This window comes from Microbacterium sp. AB (assembly GCF_032878875.1).
In the GTDB taxonomy this organism is placed as follows: Bacteria; Actinomycetota; Actinomycetes; order Actinomycetales; family Microbacteriaceae; genus Microbacterium; species Microbacterium betulae.
On sequence record NZ_CP118157.1, the window covers coordinates 1102374 to 1118651 of the forward strand.

The window sequence follows — 16278 nt, forward strand, 5'->3', positions numbered from 1 at the left end:
TGTCGGCGCCTCTGGTTAGGCTGGCGGTATGACTTCGGTGGCCGCTCCCGCGCTGCCGTGGGGCGACGTGTGGGGACAGGACGAGGCCGTCGACACGCTGCGCTCCGCGGCATCCGATCCGGGAGCCCTCGCCCACGCGTGGCTCGTCACGGGCCCCCCCGGCTCCGGCCGCTCGACGCTGGCATACGCGTTCGCGGCCGCGCTCATCTCATCCGGGCCCGACGACGTCCAGGCGATGAGGCAGGTGCTCGCCGGCACCCATCCCGACCTCTCGGCGCTGCGCACCGAGGGCGTCATCATCACGATCGCGCAGGCGCGCTCGCTCGTGGAGCGGTCGTACTTCTCGCCGTCGACGGGCCGGTATCGCGTCATCGTCGTCGAGGACGCCGACCGGATGACCGAGCGCACGTCGAATGTCCTGCTGAAGGCGCTCGAGGAGCCGCCGCCCGAGACGATCTGGGTGCTGTGCGCGCCGAGCGACGCCGATCTGCTCCCGACCATCCGCTCGCGCGTGCGCCTGCTGCGGCTGCGCGAGCCGGAGGTGGCGGATGTCGCGAGCCTCATCCGCGCGCGGACGGGCGTCGACGAGGCGGTCGCCGAGCAGGCCGCGCGTCACGCCCAGCGGCACATCGGGATGGCGCAGCGGCTCGCCACCGACGCGGCGTCGCGCACCCGCCGCGACGAGACCCTGCGCGCGGTGCTGCGTGTGCGCGGCATCGGCGACGTCGTCGAGGTCGCCGGCTCCATCGTGCAGGCCGCGACCGACGATGCCAAGGCGCTGACTGCCGAGCGCGACGAGGCCGAGCGCGCGTCGCTCCTGCGGACGATCGGGTTCGCGGACGGCGCGAGGATCCCGCCCGCCGTGCGCTCGCAGATCTCCGCGCTGGAGGACGAGCAGAAGAAGCGCGCGACCCGGAGCCTGCGCGACGGCATCGACCGGGTGCTCACCGACCTGCAGTCGCTGTACCGCGACGTCGTGCTGCTGCAGCTCGGACGCGAGGACGGGCTCATCAACCTCGAGCTCCTCGACGACCTGCGCTCGCTCGCGTCCGCCTGGAAGCCGCAGCGCACCCTGACCGTGCTCGATCACATCGCCGAGACGCGCGACGCCCTCGAGAAGAACGTGCAGCCCACGCTCGCGCTCGAGAGCCTGCTCGTCACGGTCGTGAGTGGAAGGAAGCCATGACCATCGCATCCTGCACCCTCCGACGCCTCACGGCGGTCGTCGCCGGCGCGGCGGCGGTCTCCGTCGCCCTCTCGGGATGTCTGTACGCGCAGATCCCGGCGGAGGACTCCGGCTCGGAGAGCGCGGCCCCGACGACGGGCGCCGAACCCGCGACCGACGGGGTGCCTGAGGAGCTGCTGCCGTTCTACGACCAGCAGCTCGAATGGGGGTCGTGCGGCGACGGGTTCCAGTGCACCACCGTCACGGCTCCGCTCGACTGGGAGAACCCGGAGGCGGGGGAGATCGACCTCGCCGTCGTGCGCCAGCCGGCGCTGTCGGGCCAGGCTCAGGGATCGCTGCTGACCAACCCCGGCGGCCCCGGCGGCAGCGGCGTGTCGTTCATCCTGGACTCCGTCGACTACGCCGTCGGCCAGGCGCTGCAGGAGTCCTTCGACGTGGTCGGCTGGGACCCCCGGGGAGTGGGCGAGTCCACCGCCGTGCGGTGCTTCGACGCCGCGGAGATGGACGCGTTCCTCTACGACATCCCGGAGGCGGAGCGCGGCACCGAGGAGTGGGAGGCCGAGCTCGAGGCACGGGCCGAGGGCTTCGCCGATGCGTGCGAGGCGAACAGCGACGGCATCCTGGAGTTCATCACCACGGAGCAGTCCTCCCGCGACCTCGACCTGCTGCGCGGCGTGCTCGGCGAGACGGAGCTCGACTACCTGGGCTATTCGTACGGCACGTTCCTCGGCGCGACCTACGCGAAGAACTTCCCCGGCCGCGTGGGGCGTCTCGTGCTCGACGGCGCGATCGATCCGTCCACCTCGGGCGAGGACGTGGGCGTGACGCAGGCCGTCGGCTTCGAAGCCGCCCTGCGCACGTACATGCAGGCCTGCCTCGACGGCGGGACGGGCGAAGGATGCCCGTTCACGGGCACCGTCGACGACGCCATGGGCGATCTCGCGGCGCTGCTCGCGGCGGTCGACGCCAACCCGCTGCGGTCGAGCCAGGACGACCGTCTGCTCGGCGCGGACAGCCTCATGACGGGCGTCATCGCGGCGCTCTACAACGAGGCGAACTGGCCGTATCTCACGGAGGCGCTCGCCGGCGCGCTGGAGGGTGACTCCTCCATCGCGTTCCTCCTGGCCGACTCCTACAACGGACGCGAGGGCGGCGAGTACGTCGACAACTCGACCGAGGCGTTCAACGCGTACAACTGCATGGACTACCCGGCGGAGTCCGAGCAGGCGATCGAGGAGACCGAGCAGCGCATCGCCGAGGAGGCGCCCACGATCGCACCGTACTGGACGGGCGCGTCGGTGTGCGAGTACTGGCCGTACGAGCCCACGGGCGTCCGCGAGGAGATCGCCGCCGAGGGGGCTCCGCCCATCCTCGTCATCGGGACGACGGGAGACCCGGCCACCCCGTACGAGTGGGCCGAAGCGCTCGCGGATCAGCTCGCGTCGGGCGTCCTCCTGACGTACGAGGGCGAGGGGCACACGGCCTACAACGGCGCGAGCACGTGCGTCGACGAGGCCGTGGAGGCGTTCTTCACCGACGAGATCGTGCCCGAGGACGGGCTCGTCTGCTCCTGACGCGAGGCGCCTCGCGAGGAAACGCCCGGATGCCGACGCCGGTTTCGCGGCACCCCGTCCGACCGGGTATGCTTGATTCTCGTGCCGCTCGCGCGGTACGAGATCGCCACCTTAGCTCAGTCGGCAGAGCGATTCACTCGTAATGAATAGGTCGTCGGTTCGATTCCGACAGGTGGCTCCAGAGGGAAGGCGCGCTCCGGCGGGGCGCGCCTTCTGCGATACCTGACGGAGTCCCATGGACATGAGCCGCGTGGTCGGCGCGATCACCGAGATCTTCTCGTGGATCGGGTTCGGCGGGGCGATCGTGTTCGGGCTCGCCGCCGTCGTCGCGCGTCTGGCGGACGGCACGTGGGTCGCCGTGCACGGCTTCCTCCTCGAGGACGCCGACCCTCCGGTCGTGCGCTGGTTCGGCGCCGGTCACGCCGTCGGCGAGGCGCCCCTCACAGCCGAGATCAGGCGGGCCGCCGACGATGCGGACGAGCTCGACCTCTTCACGAGACCCGGGCGGCCCGGCAGCGCGCGCCTGCACGAGCGTTCTCCGCTTCCGCGCCTCCTGGGCTGGAGCGCCGTCGCGTTCGGGTCGCTGGGAGTCGTCTCGACCATCGTGCAGCTCGTGCTGGCAGCCCTGCGCTGACGGCGTCGCGTGAGCTCACGAGGCGGGCGCCGAGAAGCTGTGCGTCACGGGCGCACGGTGCCGAACGGGCCTCCTGCCGTGAGGGAGAAGATGTCCCCCTCCGAGAGGGGATAGGCGCCTCTGACGGCCGGAGCGCTCCCGAGGCTTTCGTGAGCGGGCAGCTCCAGCACGACCGTCGTGCCCCCTCCGGCCGTGCTGTCGATCGAGACGGTTCCCCCGAGGGTCTCCATGAGGCGCCGGACGCTCGCGAGGCCGATGCCGCTCCCGCCGTCCGCCGGGTCGGCGAGTCGTCCGCGTTCCCCCAGGTCGAAGATCGTCGCCAGGTCGTCGGCGTGGATGCCGCGTCCTTCGTCGTTCACCCGCACGGTGATCGTCGACTCCGATCGCGCCAGCTCGACGTGGATGGTCCCGTCGGAGTACTTGGCCGCGTTCTCGATCACGTTCACGAGCGCCCGGCGCATGGCGGCCGAGTCTCCGTGGAACAGCAGGGGTCTCTCGAGCGACAGGCGCAGGCGCGTGTTCAGATCGCCCGGCAGGACCATGGACGCGGCCTCTTCGACCACGGATGCGAGGTCGACCGCGACGGGAGGCCGTTCGGCGGCGTGAGCGACCTGGCGGCTGAGGCCCGCCTTCAGGTCCGCGATCATCGAGACCAGGTGGTCGCTCGCCGTCGACGCGCTCTGCAGCAGATCGTCCTGATCGCCCAGCCTGTCCTCGAGCAGGTCGAGGAAGCCTCGAAGAGCCGTCGCGGGGGAGAGGAGATCATGCACGACCGAACGCAGCCACGCATCCCGCTCGTCGATTGCCGTCTTCATGGCCGTGAGATCGCGCACGATCTTGATGAACCCCGCCGGGCTCCCGTCCTCCTCACGCAGTGCAGTGACGGTGACATGGGCCCAGAAGAGGGTTCCGTCGGAGCGCAGTCTCCATCCGACGTCCTCCGCCCATCCGCGCTGAGCGGCCGACGAGAGGAGTCGGTCCGGGATCCGCCTGGCGATGTCCTCGGGCCGGTAGAACACCGAGAAGTGGCGTCCGAGGATCTCCTCGGCGGTGTAGCCCTTGATGATCTCCGCGCCGCGATTCCAGGAGCGGATGCGTCCCGAGGCGTCGAGCTCGACGATCGCGAACGAGGACACCTGCTCGCTCCACCCGTCGGGCAGCACGTGCGAGCTCGTGTCGTCGGCGATCTTCGCGTCGGTGCCAAGGGTCATCCGGATCCCGTCTCTCGACGCACGGCGCCCTCGGGTCGGACGGCGTGTCGCCTCAATTATGCCGTGCCCGGGCATCACGCGCCGAGGGTTGACGACGAGGCGCCGGAGTGCGTGCGCGCGTCCCCCTCACGCGGAGGGGCAGTGCAGCTCCCCGTCGACGAGGACGTGGTCTGCCTTGTCGGCGCCGCAGCGATGGCACGGCGTGCCCCTGCCCTCTCCGAGCTGAGCAGGTCCTGCGAGCCGGATGAGAGTGGTGTTGAACCACTGGTAGAAGCCACCCGCCTCGCGGATCCGGGCGCGAAGCGATGTCTTCCGCCCGCCTGATGCCGTCATATTCATTAGTGTACTAATGATTCGAGGGCGATACGATCGTCGGGTGACGAACCGCGACGACCTGCTCCGCCTCGACAACCAGCTCTGCTTCGCGATCGTCACCGCTGCCCGCAACGTCGTCTCGATCTACCGTCCGGTGCTGGAGCCGCTCGGTCTCACCCATCCGCAGTACCTCGTCATGCTCGCGCTGTGGGAGGAGTCGCCGCGGGCGCTCGGCGACCTCGCCGCCGCGCTCGCGTGGGAGCCGGCGACGGCGTCGCCGCTCGTGAAGCGGCTGGAGGCACAGGGGCTCGTCCGCCGCGAGCGCCGATCCGACGACGAGAGGCGGCTCGCGATCGACCTGACCGAGGAGGGAGCCGCGCTGCGCGAGCGCGCGCTCGACGTCCCCGAGCAGATCATGGCGCGCGTCGGTCTCGACGCCGATCGGCTCGCGGCCATCCGAGACTCCCTCGCCCCGTTCTCCGGGGCGTTCGGGGGCTGACGTTCCGCGTGACGCGGCGTACGCTCGAAGCATGAGCAGGGCGCTTCTCATCGTCGACGTGCAGAACGACTTCACCGAGGGCGGTGCGCTCGGAGTGGCCGGCGGCCACGCCGTCGCGGCCGGCGTCACCCGGCACCTCGCCGCTCATGCGGGGGAGTACGCGCTCGTCGTGGCGTCGCGCGACTGGCACAACGCGGACGGCGACAACGGCGGGCACTTCGCGGCGGGCGAGCCGGACTTCGTGGACACCTGGCCCGTGCACTGCGTCGCGGAGACCTCCGGCGCCGGATACGATCCCGCGTTCGACACGGCATCCGTCACGCACCACGTGAAGAAGGGACAGGGGAGGCCCGCCTACTCTCTCTTCGAGGGCGTGACGGATGACGGCGGCACCGTCGCCGAGCTGCTCGCGGAGCACGGCATCGATTCGGTCGACGTGGTCGGCATCGCGACCGACCACTGCGTGCGGGCATCCGCTCTCGACGCCGTGGGACACGGCCAGCACGTGCGCATCCTCACGGATCTCGTCGCCGGGGTCGCCGCCGTGCCGTCCGAGGCGGCGCTCGCGGAGCTCGCCCACGCGGGCGCGGAGCTCGCGACGTCGGGCGCCTGAGGGGCCCGACCCGGCGAGGGCCATCCGCTCCGGGAGGCTCGAGCCTCGATCGGCTCGCGCGTCAGGACGCGCGTACCCCCTCCAGCGCGCGCGTCCACGCGATCAGCTGATCGAGGGTCTCGTTCAGCGCACATGGCCGACCGGGGACGGCCGACGTCCTCACGATCGTCGCCGTCCTTCGCGCGTGACACGCAGATTGCCACGTATGACGGCATCGAGGCGCATGTGCGCCGATCCGCTGGCTGACCGGGTCGTCGCCGAAGGCGCTTGCGCTCACCGCGCTCCGAGGCCCAAGGTGAACAGACGGGCGGCGGGCGGGACGGCACGCCGAGCAGCCGCGGGGAGGCGAGTCCCTCGCACCGAGCATCGGAGGAACCTCATGCCGATCAGACCGACCATCGCCGTGACCGGGGCGACCGGAGCGGTAGGAGGGATGGTCGCGCGCGCCATCGCCGAGCACGGCGTGCCGCAGCGCCTCCTGGCCCGCGATCCGGCGAAGGCGCCGAAGCTGCCCGGCAGCGAGGCGAGAGGCTTCGACTACACGGACCCGATCGCGACGATCGAAGCCCTCGAGGGCATCGAGACGGTCTTCATGGTCTCCGGAAACGACCACGAGCGTCTGCCCAAGCACGTCGCCTTCATCGACGCCGCGGCCTCGGCGGGGGTGGGGCACATCGTCTACACCTCGTTCATGTCGGCGGCTCCGGACGCGGTGTTCACCTTCGCTCGCGACCATCACGCGACCGAGGAGCACATCAGGGCATCGGGGCTCTCGTGGACCTTCCTGCGCGACAACTTCTACATCGACATCATGGAGGACTTCGTCGGCGAGGACGGCGTGATCCGGGGGCCGGCCGGCGAGGGAAGGGTGTCGATCGTCGCCCGCGCCGACGTGGCCCGCTCGGCGGCGGGGGTGCTGATCGCGCCGGAGGGGCATCGATCCGTCACCTACGACGTCACCGGCCCCGAGGCGCTCACGATGACGGAGATCGCCTCCGCCATCGGCGAGGCGAGAGGCGCCGACGTGCGCTTCCATGACGAGACGATCGAGGAGGCGTACGCCTCACGCGCGTCCTTCGGCGCTCCCGACCACGTCGTCGCCGGCTGGGTGGGCACCTATCTGGCGATCGCGCGGGGCGACCTCGCCGCCGTCACGGACTCCGTCGAGTGGATCACGGGGACGAAGCCGATGTCCCTTCGAGAGTTCCTCGGATAGCCTCCGCGGACGCTCGCTGTCGGAGCGCCGTTCCGGTCTGCTCGAACCTCGCCCGTCGGGCTCGGCGCCACGCGTGGAGCTTCTCCGGGTTGCGCACCGCCCAGACGTGCGCGACCCTGCCATCGAGGTGGGCGAAGGCGATGACGGCGAGCGTCTGACCGCATCCGCCGGCGACCAGCCCGAGCTCGTTCCGGTGACTGGCCCACCGACCGGGAGCAGGCATGGGCTCGGGCAGCCATTCGCCGACATAGTGCTCACGGCGTGCTCGCGCGGATCGGAGCACATCGAGCCCGATCCGACTCGCCGTCGTGATGAGCCATGCCCGTGGTGCGGAGATCCGGCTGCGTTCGTCTTCGCTCAACCGGTACCAGCGGAGATAGGTCTCCTGCACCACGTCCTCGGCGTCCACCAGGGATCCCAGCAGCCGGTATGAGAGCCCGAGCAGCACACCGCGATCACGCATCGCGCCGCCTGTCGCGGACCGTTCCTCCTGCGTTCGTGCCGTGTCGTCCGCCACCGCTCCTCCTTCCCTCGTCGGAGATCCCGCTGTCCGCCTTCATCGCATCACATGCCCGTCCATGAGACGAGACAGCCGGCGAAAGCGTGAGGCCCGGGAGGAAGACGCGGGGCGACGTGCCGGGGATCCCGCGAAGCCGATCACACTTCGAGGGGCTCTCACGTCTCCCTCTCTGGACGGGCGTCCCGCCTGTCCCGCCGCAGGGCGGATGCCGTCGCCGCGATCCGCCTCGGCTGACATGAAGAGCAGAACCGTCAGAGAAGGAGAGCGGCCATGTCCGATCCCGTCACGTTCATCAACGTCATCGACGTCGACCCGCCGAGGCAGCAGGAGGTGATCGACATCTTGAACGAGGGCACCGAGAGGGTCATCTCCACGCGCCCTGGCTTCATCTCGGTGACGATCCTCGCCAGCGCCGACAAGAGGCGCGTCGTCAACATCGCCCGCTGGGCCAGCGCGGACGATGTCAGAGCGACCCAGGCCGACCCGGTCGCCGCCGAATACGCCACGCGCACCGCCGCGATCGCCTCTCCGGGACCTGGCATCTATGCGATCGTCTCGGAGTTCACGGCATCATGAGGCCGTGACGGAGCCGGCAAGCGGCACCCAGGGGCCACCGGCCCGGCACGTGGGCTCACTCGCGTCGCTGGGCCGGTCGACCGGGCATCCGTCATGAGCCCGCGGTCATCCGTGGACGGGCGGAATAGCGGGACGGGGCGCGAGGTTTCGTCCGGCATGGGCGAAGCGCTGCGTACGGTGACGGTGGTCGTGATCGGCGCGGGGCAGGCGGGACTGTCGGCGGCGTATCATCTGCAGCGCCGCGGCTTCACAGGCGTGCGAGGAGCCGGGACGCCCGCGGGAGTCTCTCCGGCCGCGGATGCGCCGGAGCAGCCGGCGTCGATGCCCGGGACCTTCGTCGTGCTCGACGCGAACTCTGCTCCCGGCGGGGCATGGCAGCACCGATGGAAGACGCTCACGATGGCGACCGTGAACGGCATCTTCGACCTGCCCGGGCAGACGCAGCCGCCGGTCGACCCCGCCGAGGCGAGCCGAACGGCGGTGTCGCGCTCTTTCGCGGGGTACGAGCGCGACTTCGCCCTCCCCGTCCACCGGCCCGTACGCGTGACGGCCGTGCGCCGTGCCGATGCGGACCCGCACGGTCCGCTGCTCGTCGAGAGCGACCGCGGCACCTGGGTCGCACGCCACGTCATCAACGCCACCGGCACCTGGGACAACCCCCTCTCGCCGCACTACCCGGGCCAGGAACTGTTCCGCGGCCGGCAGCTGCATACGCGCGACTACCGCGACGCCGCCGAGTTCGCGGGGCTGCGGGTGGCCATCGTCGGCGGCGGCATCTCCGCGTTGCAACTGCTCGAGGAGATCTCCCGCGACGCCACCACCCTCTGGTACACCCGCCGCGACCCGGTGTTCCTCGAGGACGAGTTCATGCCGGAGACCACCGGCCGCGCCGTCATCGCCAAGGTCACCGCGGACGCGGAGGCTGGGCGTCCCGGACGCAGCGTCGTCTCGTACACGGGGCTCGCCTGGACGTCGTATGCGCTGAAGGCGAAGGCGCGCGGTGTGCTCGCGCACCGCCCGATGTTCACCGCCATCGAGGCCGAAGGGCTCCGCGAGGCCGATGGAAGCTTCACCCCGGTCGACGTGATCCTGTGGGCCACCGGATTCCGGCCGGCGATCGCGCACCTGGAACCGCTTGAGCTGCGCGGCGAGCTCGGCGGCGTCCCCGTCTCGGGCACGCGAGCGGTCAGGGAGCCGCGCCTCCACCTCATCGGCTTCGGCCCCTCCCAGTCGACCATCGGCGCCAACCGCGCCGGCCGTGCCGCCGTCATCGCCATCGCGAGGGAGCTCGACGCACCTTCCGCCTCCGTCTTCGCGACCTCTGCCTCCGTCTTCGCGACCTCTGCCTCCGCCGCCCCCTGAACACGTCGCGGTGCGATCAGCCGCGGGGGAGGATGGCCGCCGTGACGACGACGCTGCCGACCATGGTCGCGGTGACCGTGCGGGCGGCGGCCTCCGCGGCGGCGCCCGCGCCCCATTCGCCCTTCTCGAGCTCTTCGGCGCGAGCGATCACCGTGGCCGGGTCTGTCCGATGAATGGTGTGTGGGGTCCGGCGGTTTTCATGAGTGGGTGGTTTTCTCGAACCGTCCGGCGAAGGTGATCGCGAACGCGTTGAGCGCGGGCTTCCACCTCATCACCCAACGTGCCCTCCCGCCGCCGGTGGGGTCAAGCTGTCCCGCGTCAAGTAGTTGGCAGGGTTTCTTCTCTTTCGAAGTTGGGGATGGTGGGGTCGGCGTGGCCGAGGTGGACCTCGGCTGGCCGGTTCCAGGCGATCGCCTCGTGAGGGCGGATCGTGTTGTACTCGATCCGGTAGTCCTCGGCGCGCTCGACGAGAGTGAGGGCGTCGGGGATCTCGTCGAGGAACAGCCGCTCATACTTCAGCGTCCCGAACCCGCGTTCGCGTGACCCGTTCTGCCCCGGCGACTTCACTCGGGTGCGGACGTGCGTGAGCTCGGGGTGGCGGGTGATGAACAGCTCGAAGTTCAGCGACCGGAACGGGCCGCCGTTGTCCGTCACGATCGTCACCGCGGGTGTCACCTCGCCGGTGTCGGGGTCGACCTCGCAGGCATCGATGAGCGGATGCCCGAACATCGCCTCGTAGTCTTCGAGGGCGAGTTCGACGGCGGCGATCGCGTCGTACTGATTCGCCGTCGGCGACGTGTGAAACCGGTGCTCGTACTTCGAATACCAGTCTCGGCATCCGGCCAGCCGCCAGGTGCCGCCGCTGGTGGTCTCGAACTCGCTGAAGTCCAGCTGCCACACCTGGTTCGGGCCCGTCGGGGTCCTCGCGAACGCGTCCTTGCGCGCCCGGGCGAGGTCGCGGCGCTGCTTCTGGTACTCCGACGGGAGGATCAGCCCGTCGTCGCGGAGGAGCCGCAGCACGGTCGCCTGCGAGACCCGGTGCCCGTCGTGACGGGTCATCGCCCAGATCTTCCGGTGCCCCCACTCCGGCTTCGCCAGCGCATGCTTCGTCACCAGCGGCCGGGCGGCGTCCCGCGCGGGCTGCGGCCACGGGCCCTTCGGCGGGCGGTCCTGCCGCGCTTTGGCCTGCCAGCGCCGCCAGGTCCGCTCGGGCACGCCGAACCTCTCGCACCACCTCGAAGTCGGCATGCCCGCCTCGACGCGGATCACCTCGAGGTCCTCGAAGGGCCCAAGCGGCCCTCGGCGGACTTCTTCCAGACGCGGACTTCGAGATGCGCTTCCCCGAGCGCCTGGGTCAGCTCCGCGACCTCGGCTTCGAGCTGCTGCTCCCGCGTCGACGGACCGGACCTGCCCGCCGCCAGGCCCGTCTTCCCCGCCTCGAGGAAGTCAGACTTCCAGCGGCCGATCGACTGCTCGGACACCTTCTCACGCCTCGCGGCCTCGGCGATCGTGACCTCGCCAGCGAGGACGCTCAGCACGATCCTCGTCTTCTGCTCCACCGGGATCACAGGTGGTCTTCCCATGTCAGAACTGCTCCTTCAGAACTCAACCAACAGTCCTGCCAACAAGTCTGACGCGCGACAAAGCGACCGCGTCACCAAGTACAAGCACTTGATCGCGGCTTGCTCGTTCGGGAAGTGCCCACGCGCGCGAACCGCTCTTCGGTAGCGGGCGTTGATCGACTCGATCGCGTTGGTTGTGCAGATCACCCGCCGGATCTCGACGTCGTACTCGAGGAACGGCACGAACTCCGCCCAGGAGGTGCGCCAGAGCTGCACGATCGCCGGATATTTCTCACCCCACTCGGCCGCGAACTCCTCGAACCTGTCCTTCGCCGCCTGCTCGGACGGGGCCGTATAGACCGGCTTGAGAGACTCTCACGATCGCATCCCGATGCTGCCGACCCGCGTAACGGAACGAGTTGCGGATCAGGTGCACGATGCACTGCTGCACCACCGTCTGCTCCCACGTCGTGTTGATCGCCTCCGGGAGACCCTTGAGCCCGTCGCAGACAGCGATGAACACGTCTTCGACGCCACGGTTCTTCAGCTCGGTGAACACCTGCAGCCAGAACCTCGCTCCTTCCGCACCATCGCCGGACCAGATGCCCAGGATGTCCCGCTCACCGTTCACGGTCACGCCCATGACGACATAGAACGGGGTGTTGCGCACCTGCCCGTCCCGGACCTTCACAACGATCGCGTCGACGAAGATCACCGGATAGAGCGGATCCAACGGACGAGACGACCATTCCGCGAGCTCCCCGGTGACCTTCTCCGTGATCCGGCTGATCGTGTCTTTGGAGACTTTCGCGCCGTAGACCTCGTCGAAGTGCGCGGCGATCTCCCCGGTCGTCAACCCCCGCGCCGTCAGCGACAGCACGATCTGGTCGACCCCGTCCAAGCGCCGTTTCCGCTTCGGCACGATGACGGGCTCGAACGATCCGTCACGGTCCCGAGGAACCTCGATCTTCACCGGCCCGATCTCGGTGAGCACCGTCTTGACCCGGGTCCCGTTGCGGATGTTCTCCGCGATCGGGGTTCCGTCGTGCTCGTGACCGAGGTGCTCGGTCAGTTCCGCTTCCAGCGCGGTCTCGAGCACGTTCTTCGTGAGCTGGCCGAGCAGCCCACCCGGCCCGGTCAGGCTCACGCCCTGCTCCTTCGCCTGCGCGAGCAAGCGTTCTGCGAGTTCCTTCTGATCGATGATCTCCCCGGTCACGGGATCAATCATCTCGTCGTCAACGACGACATCGGTCGTGTCAACCACGGCCATCTCCTTACGGATAAGGCCGGACCCTCACACACCGTTTTTCTGACAGTCCCTGGTGCTCACATGGAGCCGAGGGCGCGGTTGCGGCGGATCATCGGGCACCGCGGTCGTGCCTTCCCGGGAGCGAGTCCGTGCTCCCGGTATGCACGTGCTCGGTCTGGTCTGCGGCGGCGCGCAGTCGGGCGTAGACGCTGCCGGGGCGAGCCAGGAGTTCGGTGTGGGTGCCCTGTTCGAGGATGCGGCCGCGTTGCAGGACCACGATCCGGTTGGCGGTGGCCGCCTGGGCGAACCTGTGGGCGACGATGATCGCCGTGCGTCCCTGCACCGCGGCGGCAACGGCCGCATCCAGGGTGCCGTCGGCGCCGCCGTGGGCGGTGGCCTCGTCCAGCACGACCACGGGCGGATCGGCCAGCAGCACACGGGCGAGGGCGAGCTGCTGGATGCGGGCGTCGTCGAGGTCGTGCTCCAGCACCGTGTCCAGCCCGTCGGGCAGGTCGTGGACCCAGCCGGCCGCGACGGCGTCCAGCGCGCCCCGCAGCGCGGTGTCCGATGCATCCGGGTCGGCCAGGCGGAGGTTGTCGGCCAGGGTGCCGGTGAACAGGTGGGTGTCCTGGGTGACCAGCAGCACCGCGCGTCGCCCGTCGCGGCCGGCCTCGGTCGCCGGCACCCCGCCGATGAGCACCTCGCCTGTCGTGGGCGCGAACACCCCGGCCACGAGCTGGGCGAGGGTGGACTTCCCCGACCCGGAGATGCCGACGAGGACGGTGGTGGTTCCTTCGGGGATGTCGAGGTCGATGTGCGTGAGCGCGTCGGGGGTGTCGGGGGCGTACCGGTAGGACAGAGAGCGGATGCTGACCGAGGCGTCGCCGATCTGGCGGCGCGGGACGAGGGCCGGATGCGCCTGCAGCACTCCCACGAGGCGCCCGAGGCCCGCGGCAGCCCTTTGGAGGTCGTCGATGCTGGACAGCAGCGCGCCGATGGGGCCGAACAGGCGGTGGAAGAACAACGCCGCCGCCGTCACCGCCCCGACCGAGAGCCCGGCGGTGGTGGCCTGCCAGTATCCGACCGCAAGGATCGCGGCGAGCCCCAGGAACTCCGCGGTGTTGAGTCCGGCGTTGAATCGGTTGCGGGCTCGGGTGGCTTCTCGTGCGGTCTCGACCGCGGTCAGGCTCCGCTCGGCGATCTGTTCCAGATGGTGCTGCTGGGCGCGGTGGGCGATGACGGTGTCGGCACCGCGGACGGTCTCGATGATCGCCTGCCCGCGGTCGGACTCCTCACGCCGCAACCGCCGGTACAACAGACGCGAACGGCGCAGGAACCTCACCGTCGAAAACACCTGCACGGGGACCGCGGCCAACGCCGCCAAGGCCAACCAGGGATCGAGCAGAGTCAGCCCGACGAGGGTGAGCACGATCGTGAACCCGGCCTGCACGAACCGCGGCAGCACCTCGGAGACCGCCCCGGTGATCGCCTCGACATCTCCGGTGACACGGGAGACGACATCGGAGCTGCCGGCGTCCTCGACGGCGTCCTGATCGAGCCGCACGGCAGCGGAGAACACCTCCTCGCGCAGCTCCGCGAGCGCACCTTGCAGCGTCGAGACCAGCATTCGGCCGCCGGTGCGCAGCAGCAGCGCTGACACGATCCCGGCAGCGACCACCACACCGGCGTACACGGCGAGGCGGCCCAGGGTGGCGCCATCGATGACCGCATCGACGATCCAACCCAGCGCCGGCGGAATCAGCAGCGCCGCCGCCGACCCCGCCAGCAGCAATGCCGTGGTCGCCCCCAGCGCCCACCGTCGTGCCCGCAGCAGCCCGGCCGCGTGCCGCCAGCTCTGCCGGGCATCGGCCACTGGCAGCCTCCGATCCTCCGGAACACCGGGGCGAGCCTGGTCGGCGGCATCACCGCTTGCTGTCCCAACATCGGTGTTGCTCTTTCCCGTGGGCCTCGTGTCCGTGGTGTCTGTGGCGTTGGTGGCGCTCATCGTGGCGCCTCCGTCACGTACTCGGGTGCGACCTCGCGCGACCCGGTGTCGTGTTGTGGTGCAGTTCTGAGGTCGACGACCTGGTGGCACGCATCCAGCAGCAGCGGGCTGGAGGTGATGACGATGATCGTCCGGCCCAGGCCGCGCAAACCGTGGGCGACGTGCTGCTCGGTGAGCGGGTCCAGCGCGGTGGTCGGCTCGTCCAGCACGATCACCTCGCCCGGGGTGTGCAGAGCCCGTGCGAGCAGCACCCGCTGACGCTGTCCACCCGAGAGCCTGCGCCCGCTCTCACCGATGTGGGCATCCGCCGAGCCGAGGTGCTCGATCACGTCATCCAAGGCCACCGCCCGCACCACGTGTTCATCCCACCGGGTAGCCGCGGCACCCTGTCCGGTGACGTTCTCTCGCAGCGTGCCGGTGAACACCGCCGCATCGTGCGGCGGCGCGGTCACCACGGCCCGGTACTCTTCGGGTCCAGCATCCCGCACGTCGATCCCGTGCACGAACAGCTCCCCGGGGGTGGGCGGTGTTCGCAGGCCGAGGCGGGCGGCCACGGCGCGAGCGGTCGAGGCGTCCTCGACCCGGATACCGATGAGCTGCCCAGGTCTCGCCTCGACCACGCCACCGTCGGTGACCCAGGTCAGCAGGGCCGGGCCGCCGCCGTGCACGGACTGCTCGCCGGCGGGCAGGGCAAACGGGTCGGCGACCAGGGCGTGCAGACGACGGGCCGAAGCGCGCTTGTGCGCCCAGTTCGCCCCGAACGTCCCGATGTGCGCGAGCGAGCCCTGCAAGAACTGCGCCAGCGCCACCACCGTGACCAGCTGCCCCACGGTGATCTCGCCCCGAGTGGCCATCCACGCCGCCACGAACGCCAACGCGCCCAGATACACGACGGAGACGGCACGGCTGACCGTGTCGTAGGTGATGAGCTTCCTCGCCGTGGCCACGGCCCCGCGCAATGACGCAGCCGACGCGATCCGGTACCGGCGCACCACCTCGTCCTCCGCGCCCAGGCCTCGTACGATCCGCAACCCCGCCATCGTGTCCGTCGCCACCTGACTCGCGCCGGCGACCGAGGACTGCTCGATCATCCCCAGCTTCTCCAGCGGCCGCGCCAGCGCCTGCATCCCCCACAGCACCAGGACCGCTCCGACCAGCACCCCGAGACCCAGTGGCACCGAGATCACCACCAGTGCGATGCTCGCCGCCAACAGTGCGGCCATCGTCGCGGCCTGCTCGGAGATGCTCCACGCCACCCCCGCCACACGGAAGGTGTCGCTCGTCGTCACCGACAGCACCTCGCCCACACCCCGGTGGGCGGATCGGCCACGCGGATGCAGCACCCGGCCTGCGGCGAGCTGACGCAGATCATGCTCCCCATGCCCGTACACCCGCACCATCCCGAGCATCGCTCGCTGGTAGCTCACCGACAGCACCACGAACACGGCAGCCAGCACCCCCAACCACACAACCAGAGCCATCGGGTCTCGACGCACCACCGCCTGATCGATCACCACCCCGATCAACACCGGCACCGCCGCCTCACCGGCCTGATGCAGCATCAGGCCCAGGGTGGCCGCCGCCAGCCGCCACCCCCGTCGGGCACGCAGCAGCGCGATGCGCAGCATCGAACCCACGGTCGTATCGACAGGTTCGGCGAAGGAGGAGGTCATGATCCTCAACGCTATGAGACGGAGCACGTTCAGGGTCGCCTACTGCTTTCGCTGATCGGACAAGCCGCACACAGGCGTCAAGG

The 16278-nt window shown here is 70.1% G+C and carries 16 protein-coding genes, 1 tRNA gene and 1 pseudogene; 9 read left to right on the plus strand and 9 right to left on the minus strand.

Going from position 1 to position 16278, the window contains the following annotated elements; translation table 11 throughout:
• The first annotated feature begins 28 nt into the window (after positions 1 to 28).
• From N8K70_RS05285 to N8K70_RS05300, 4 genes are all read left to right on the plus strand, one after another.
• Entirely contained in the window at positions 29 to 1186 is a 1158-nt protein-coding gene (locus N8K70_RS05285) for a DNA polymerase III subunit delta' (protein WP_317140562.1), read from the plus strand.
• Positions 1183 to 2760, plus strand: coding sequence for an alpha/beta hydrolase (locus tag N8K70_RS05290; protein WP_317140563.1), 1578 nt, complete (start codon positions 1183 to 1185; stop codon positions 2758 to 2760). The genes N8K70_RS05285 and N8K70_RS05290 overlap by 4 nt, the downstream gene beginning before the upstream one ends.
• 105 nt (positions 2761 to 2865) lie before the next feature.
• A tRNA-Thr gene (locus N8K70_RS05295) sits at positions 2866 to 2941 on the plus strand.
• A gap of 54 nt (positions 2942 to 2995) precedes the next feature.
• Positions 2996 to 3394 carry a hypothetical protein gene (locus N8K70_RS05300; RefSeq protein WP_317140564.1) on the plus strand — a complete coding sequence of 133 codons (399 nt, stop codon included), beginning with the start codon at positions 2996 to 2998 and terminating at the stop codon, positions 3392 to 3394.
• Between the two features lie 44 nt (positions 3395 to 3438).
• On the opposite strand, the gene N8K70_RS05305 is transcribed toward N8K70_RS05300, so the two are convergent.
• Complete coding sequence (locus tag N8K70_RS05305; RefSeq protein ID WP_317140565.1) at positions 3439 to 4605, minus strand: PAS domain-containing sensor histidine kinase; 1167 nt, start codon at positions 4603 to 4605, stop codon at positions 3439 to 3441.
• Positions 4606 to 4731: 126 nt separating this feature from the next.
• Positions 4732 to 4938, minus strand: coding sequence for a hypothetical protein (locus tag N8K70_RS05310; RefSeq protein ID WP_317140566.1), 207 nt, complete (start codon positions 4936 to 4938; stop codon positions 4732 to 4734).
• 43 nt (positions 4939 to 4981) lie between these two features.
• Here N8K70_RS05310 and N8K70_RS05315 point away from each other — a divergent pair, with 43 nt between their 5' ends.
• The 3 genes from N8K70_RS05315 to N8K70_RS05325 all read left to right on the plus strand — a co-directional run bounded on the left by N8K70_RS05315 (position 4982) and on the right by N8K70_RS05325 (position 7248).
• Entirely contained in the window at positions 4982 to 5419 is a 438-nt protein-coding gene (locus N8K70_RS05315; protein WP_317140567.1) for a MarR family winged helix-turn-helix transcriptional regulator, read from the plus strand.
• Between the two features lie 31 nt (positions 5420 to 5450).
• Positions 5451 to 6032 (plus strand): isochorismatase family protein, encoded by a 582-nt coding sequence (locus tag N8K70_RS05320; protein WP_317140568.1) that lies wholly within the window; start codon positions 5451 to 5453, stop codon positions 6030 to 6032.
• Positions 6033 to 6411: 379 nt separating this feature from the next.
• On the plus strand, positions 6412 to 7248 hold the full coding sequence (locus N8K70_RS05325) for an SDR family oxidoreductase (RefSeq protein WP_317140569.1): 837 nt from the start codon (positions 6412 to 6414) through the stop codon (positions 7246 to 7248).
• Here the strand turns inward: N8K70_RS05325 and N8K70_RS05330 are convergent.
• Positions 7205 to 7711, minus strand: a complete 507-nt coding sequence (locus tag N8K70_RS05330; RefSeq protein ID WP_317140570.1) for a sigma factor — start codon at positions 7709 to 7711, stop codon at positions 7205 to 7207. The two genes, N8K70_RS05325 and N8K70_RS05330, sit on opposite strands and share 44 nt — an antisense overlap.
• A 327-nt stretch (positions 7712 to 8038) precedes the next feature.
• Here N8K70_RS05330 and N8K70_RS05335 point away from each other — a divergent pair, with 327 nt between their 5' ends.
• Together N8K70_RS05335 and N8K70_RS05340 are read left to right on the plus strand one after the other, a co-directional pair.
• On the plus strand, positions 8039 to 8344 hold the full coding sequence (locus N8K70_RS05335) for an antibiotic biosynthesis monooxygenase family protein (RefSeq protein WP_317140571.1): 306 nt from the start codon (positions 8039 to 8041) through the stop codon (positions 8342 to 8344).
• Between the two features lie 156 nt (positions 8345 to 8500).
• The gene (locus N8K70_RS05340; RefSeq protein ID WP_317140572.1) at positions 8501 to 9706 is read left to right on the plus strand and encodes an NAD(P)-binding domain-containing protein; all 1206 of its coding nucleotides are present in this window, start codon (positions 8501 to 8503) and stop codon (positions 9704 to 9706) included.
• Positions 9707 to 9722: 16 nt separating this feature from the next.
• Here N8K70_RS05340 and N8K70_RS05345 read toward each other — a convergent pair whose 3' ends face one another.
• The 6 genes and pseudogenes from N8K70_RS05345 to N8K70_RS05370 all read right to left on the minus strand — a co-directional run bounded on the left by N8K70_RS05345 (position 9723) and on the right by N8K70_RS05370 (position 16195).
• Positions 9723 to 9857, minus strand: coding sequence for a hypothetical protein (locus N8K70_RS05345; protein WP_317140573.1), 135 nt, complete (start codon positions 9855 to 9857; stop codon positions 9723 to 9725).
• Positions 9858 to 10024: 167 nt separating this feature from the next.
• Positions 10025 to 10954 carry an integrase core domain-containing protein gene (locus N8K70_RS05350; protein ID WP_317138160.1) on the minus strand — a complete coding sequence of 310 codons (930 nt, stop codon included), beginning with the start codon at positions 10952 to 10954 and terminating at the stop codon, positions 10025 to 10027.
• Positions 10955 to 10971: 17 nt separating this feature from the next.
• The gene (locus N8K70_RS05355; RefSeq protein ID WP_317138159.1) at positions 10972 to 11289 is read right to left on the minus strand and encodes a transposase; all 318 of its coding nucleotides are present in this window, start codon (positions 11287 to 11289) and stop codon (positions 10972 to 10974) included.
• Positions 11290 to 11349: 60 nt separating this feature from the next.
• Positions 11350 to 12496, minus strand: a pseudogene (locus N8K70_RS05360) (IS256 family transposase); the annotation flags it as partial.
• Positions 12497 to 12626: 130 nt separating this feature from the next.
• The gene (locus N8K70_RS05365) at positions 12627 to 14522 is read right to left on the minus strand and encodes an ABC transporter ATP-binding protein (RefSeq protein ID WP_317140574.1); all 1896 of its coding nucleotides are present in this window, start codon (positions 14520 to 14522) and stop codon (positions 12627 to 12629) included.
• Entirely contained in the window at positions 14519 to 16195 is a 1677-nt protein-coding gene (locus N8K70_RS05370; RefSeq protein WP_317140575.1) for an ABC transporter ATP-binding protein, read from the minus strand. Before N8K70_RS05370 ends, N8K70_RS05365 begins: the two co-directional genes overlap by 4 nt.
• Between the last annotated feature and the right edge of the window lie 83 nt (positions 16196 to 16278).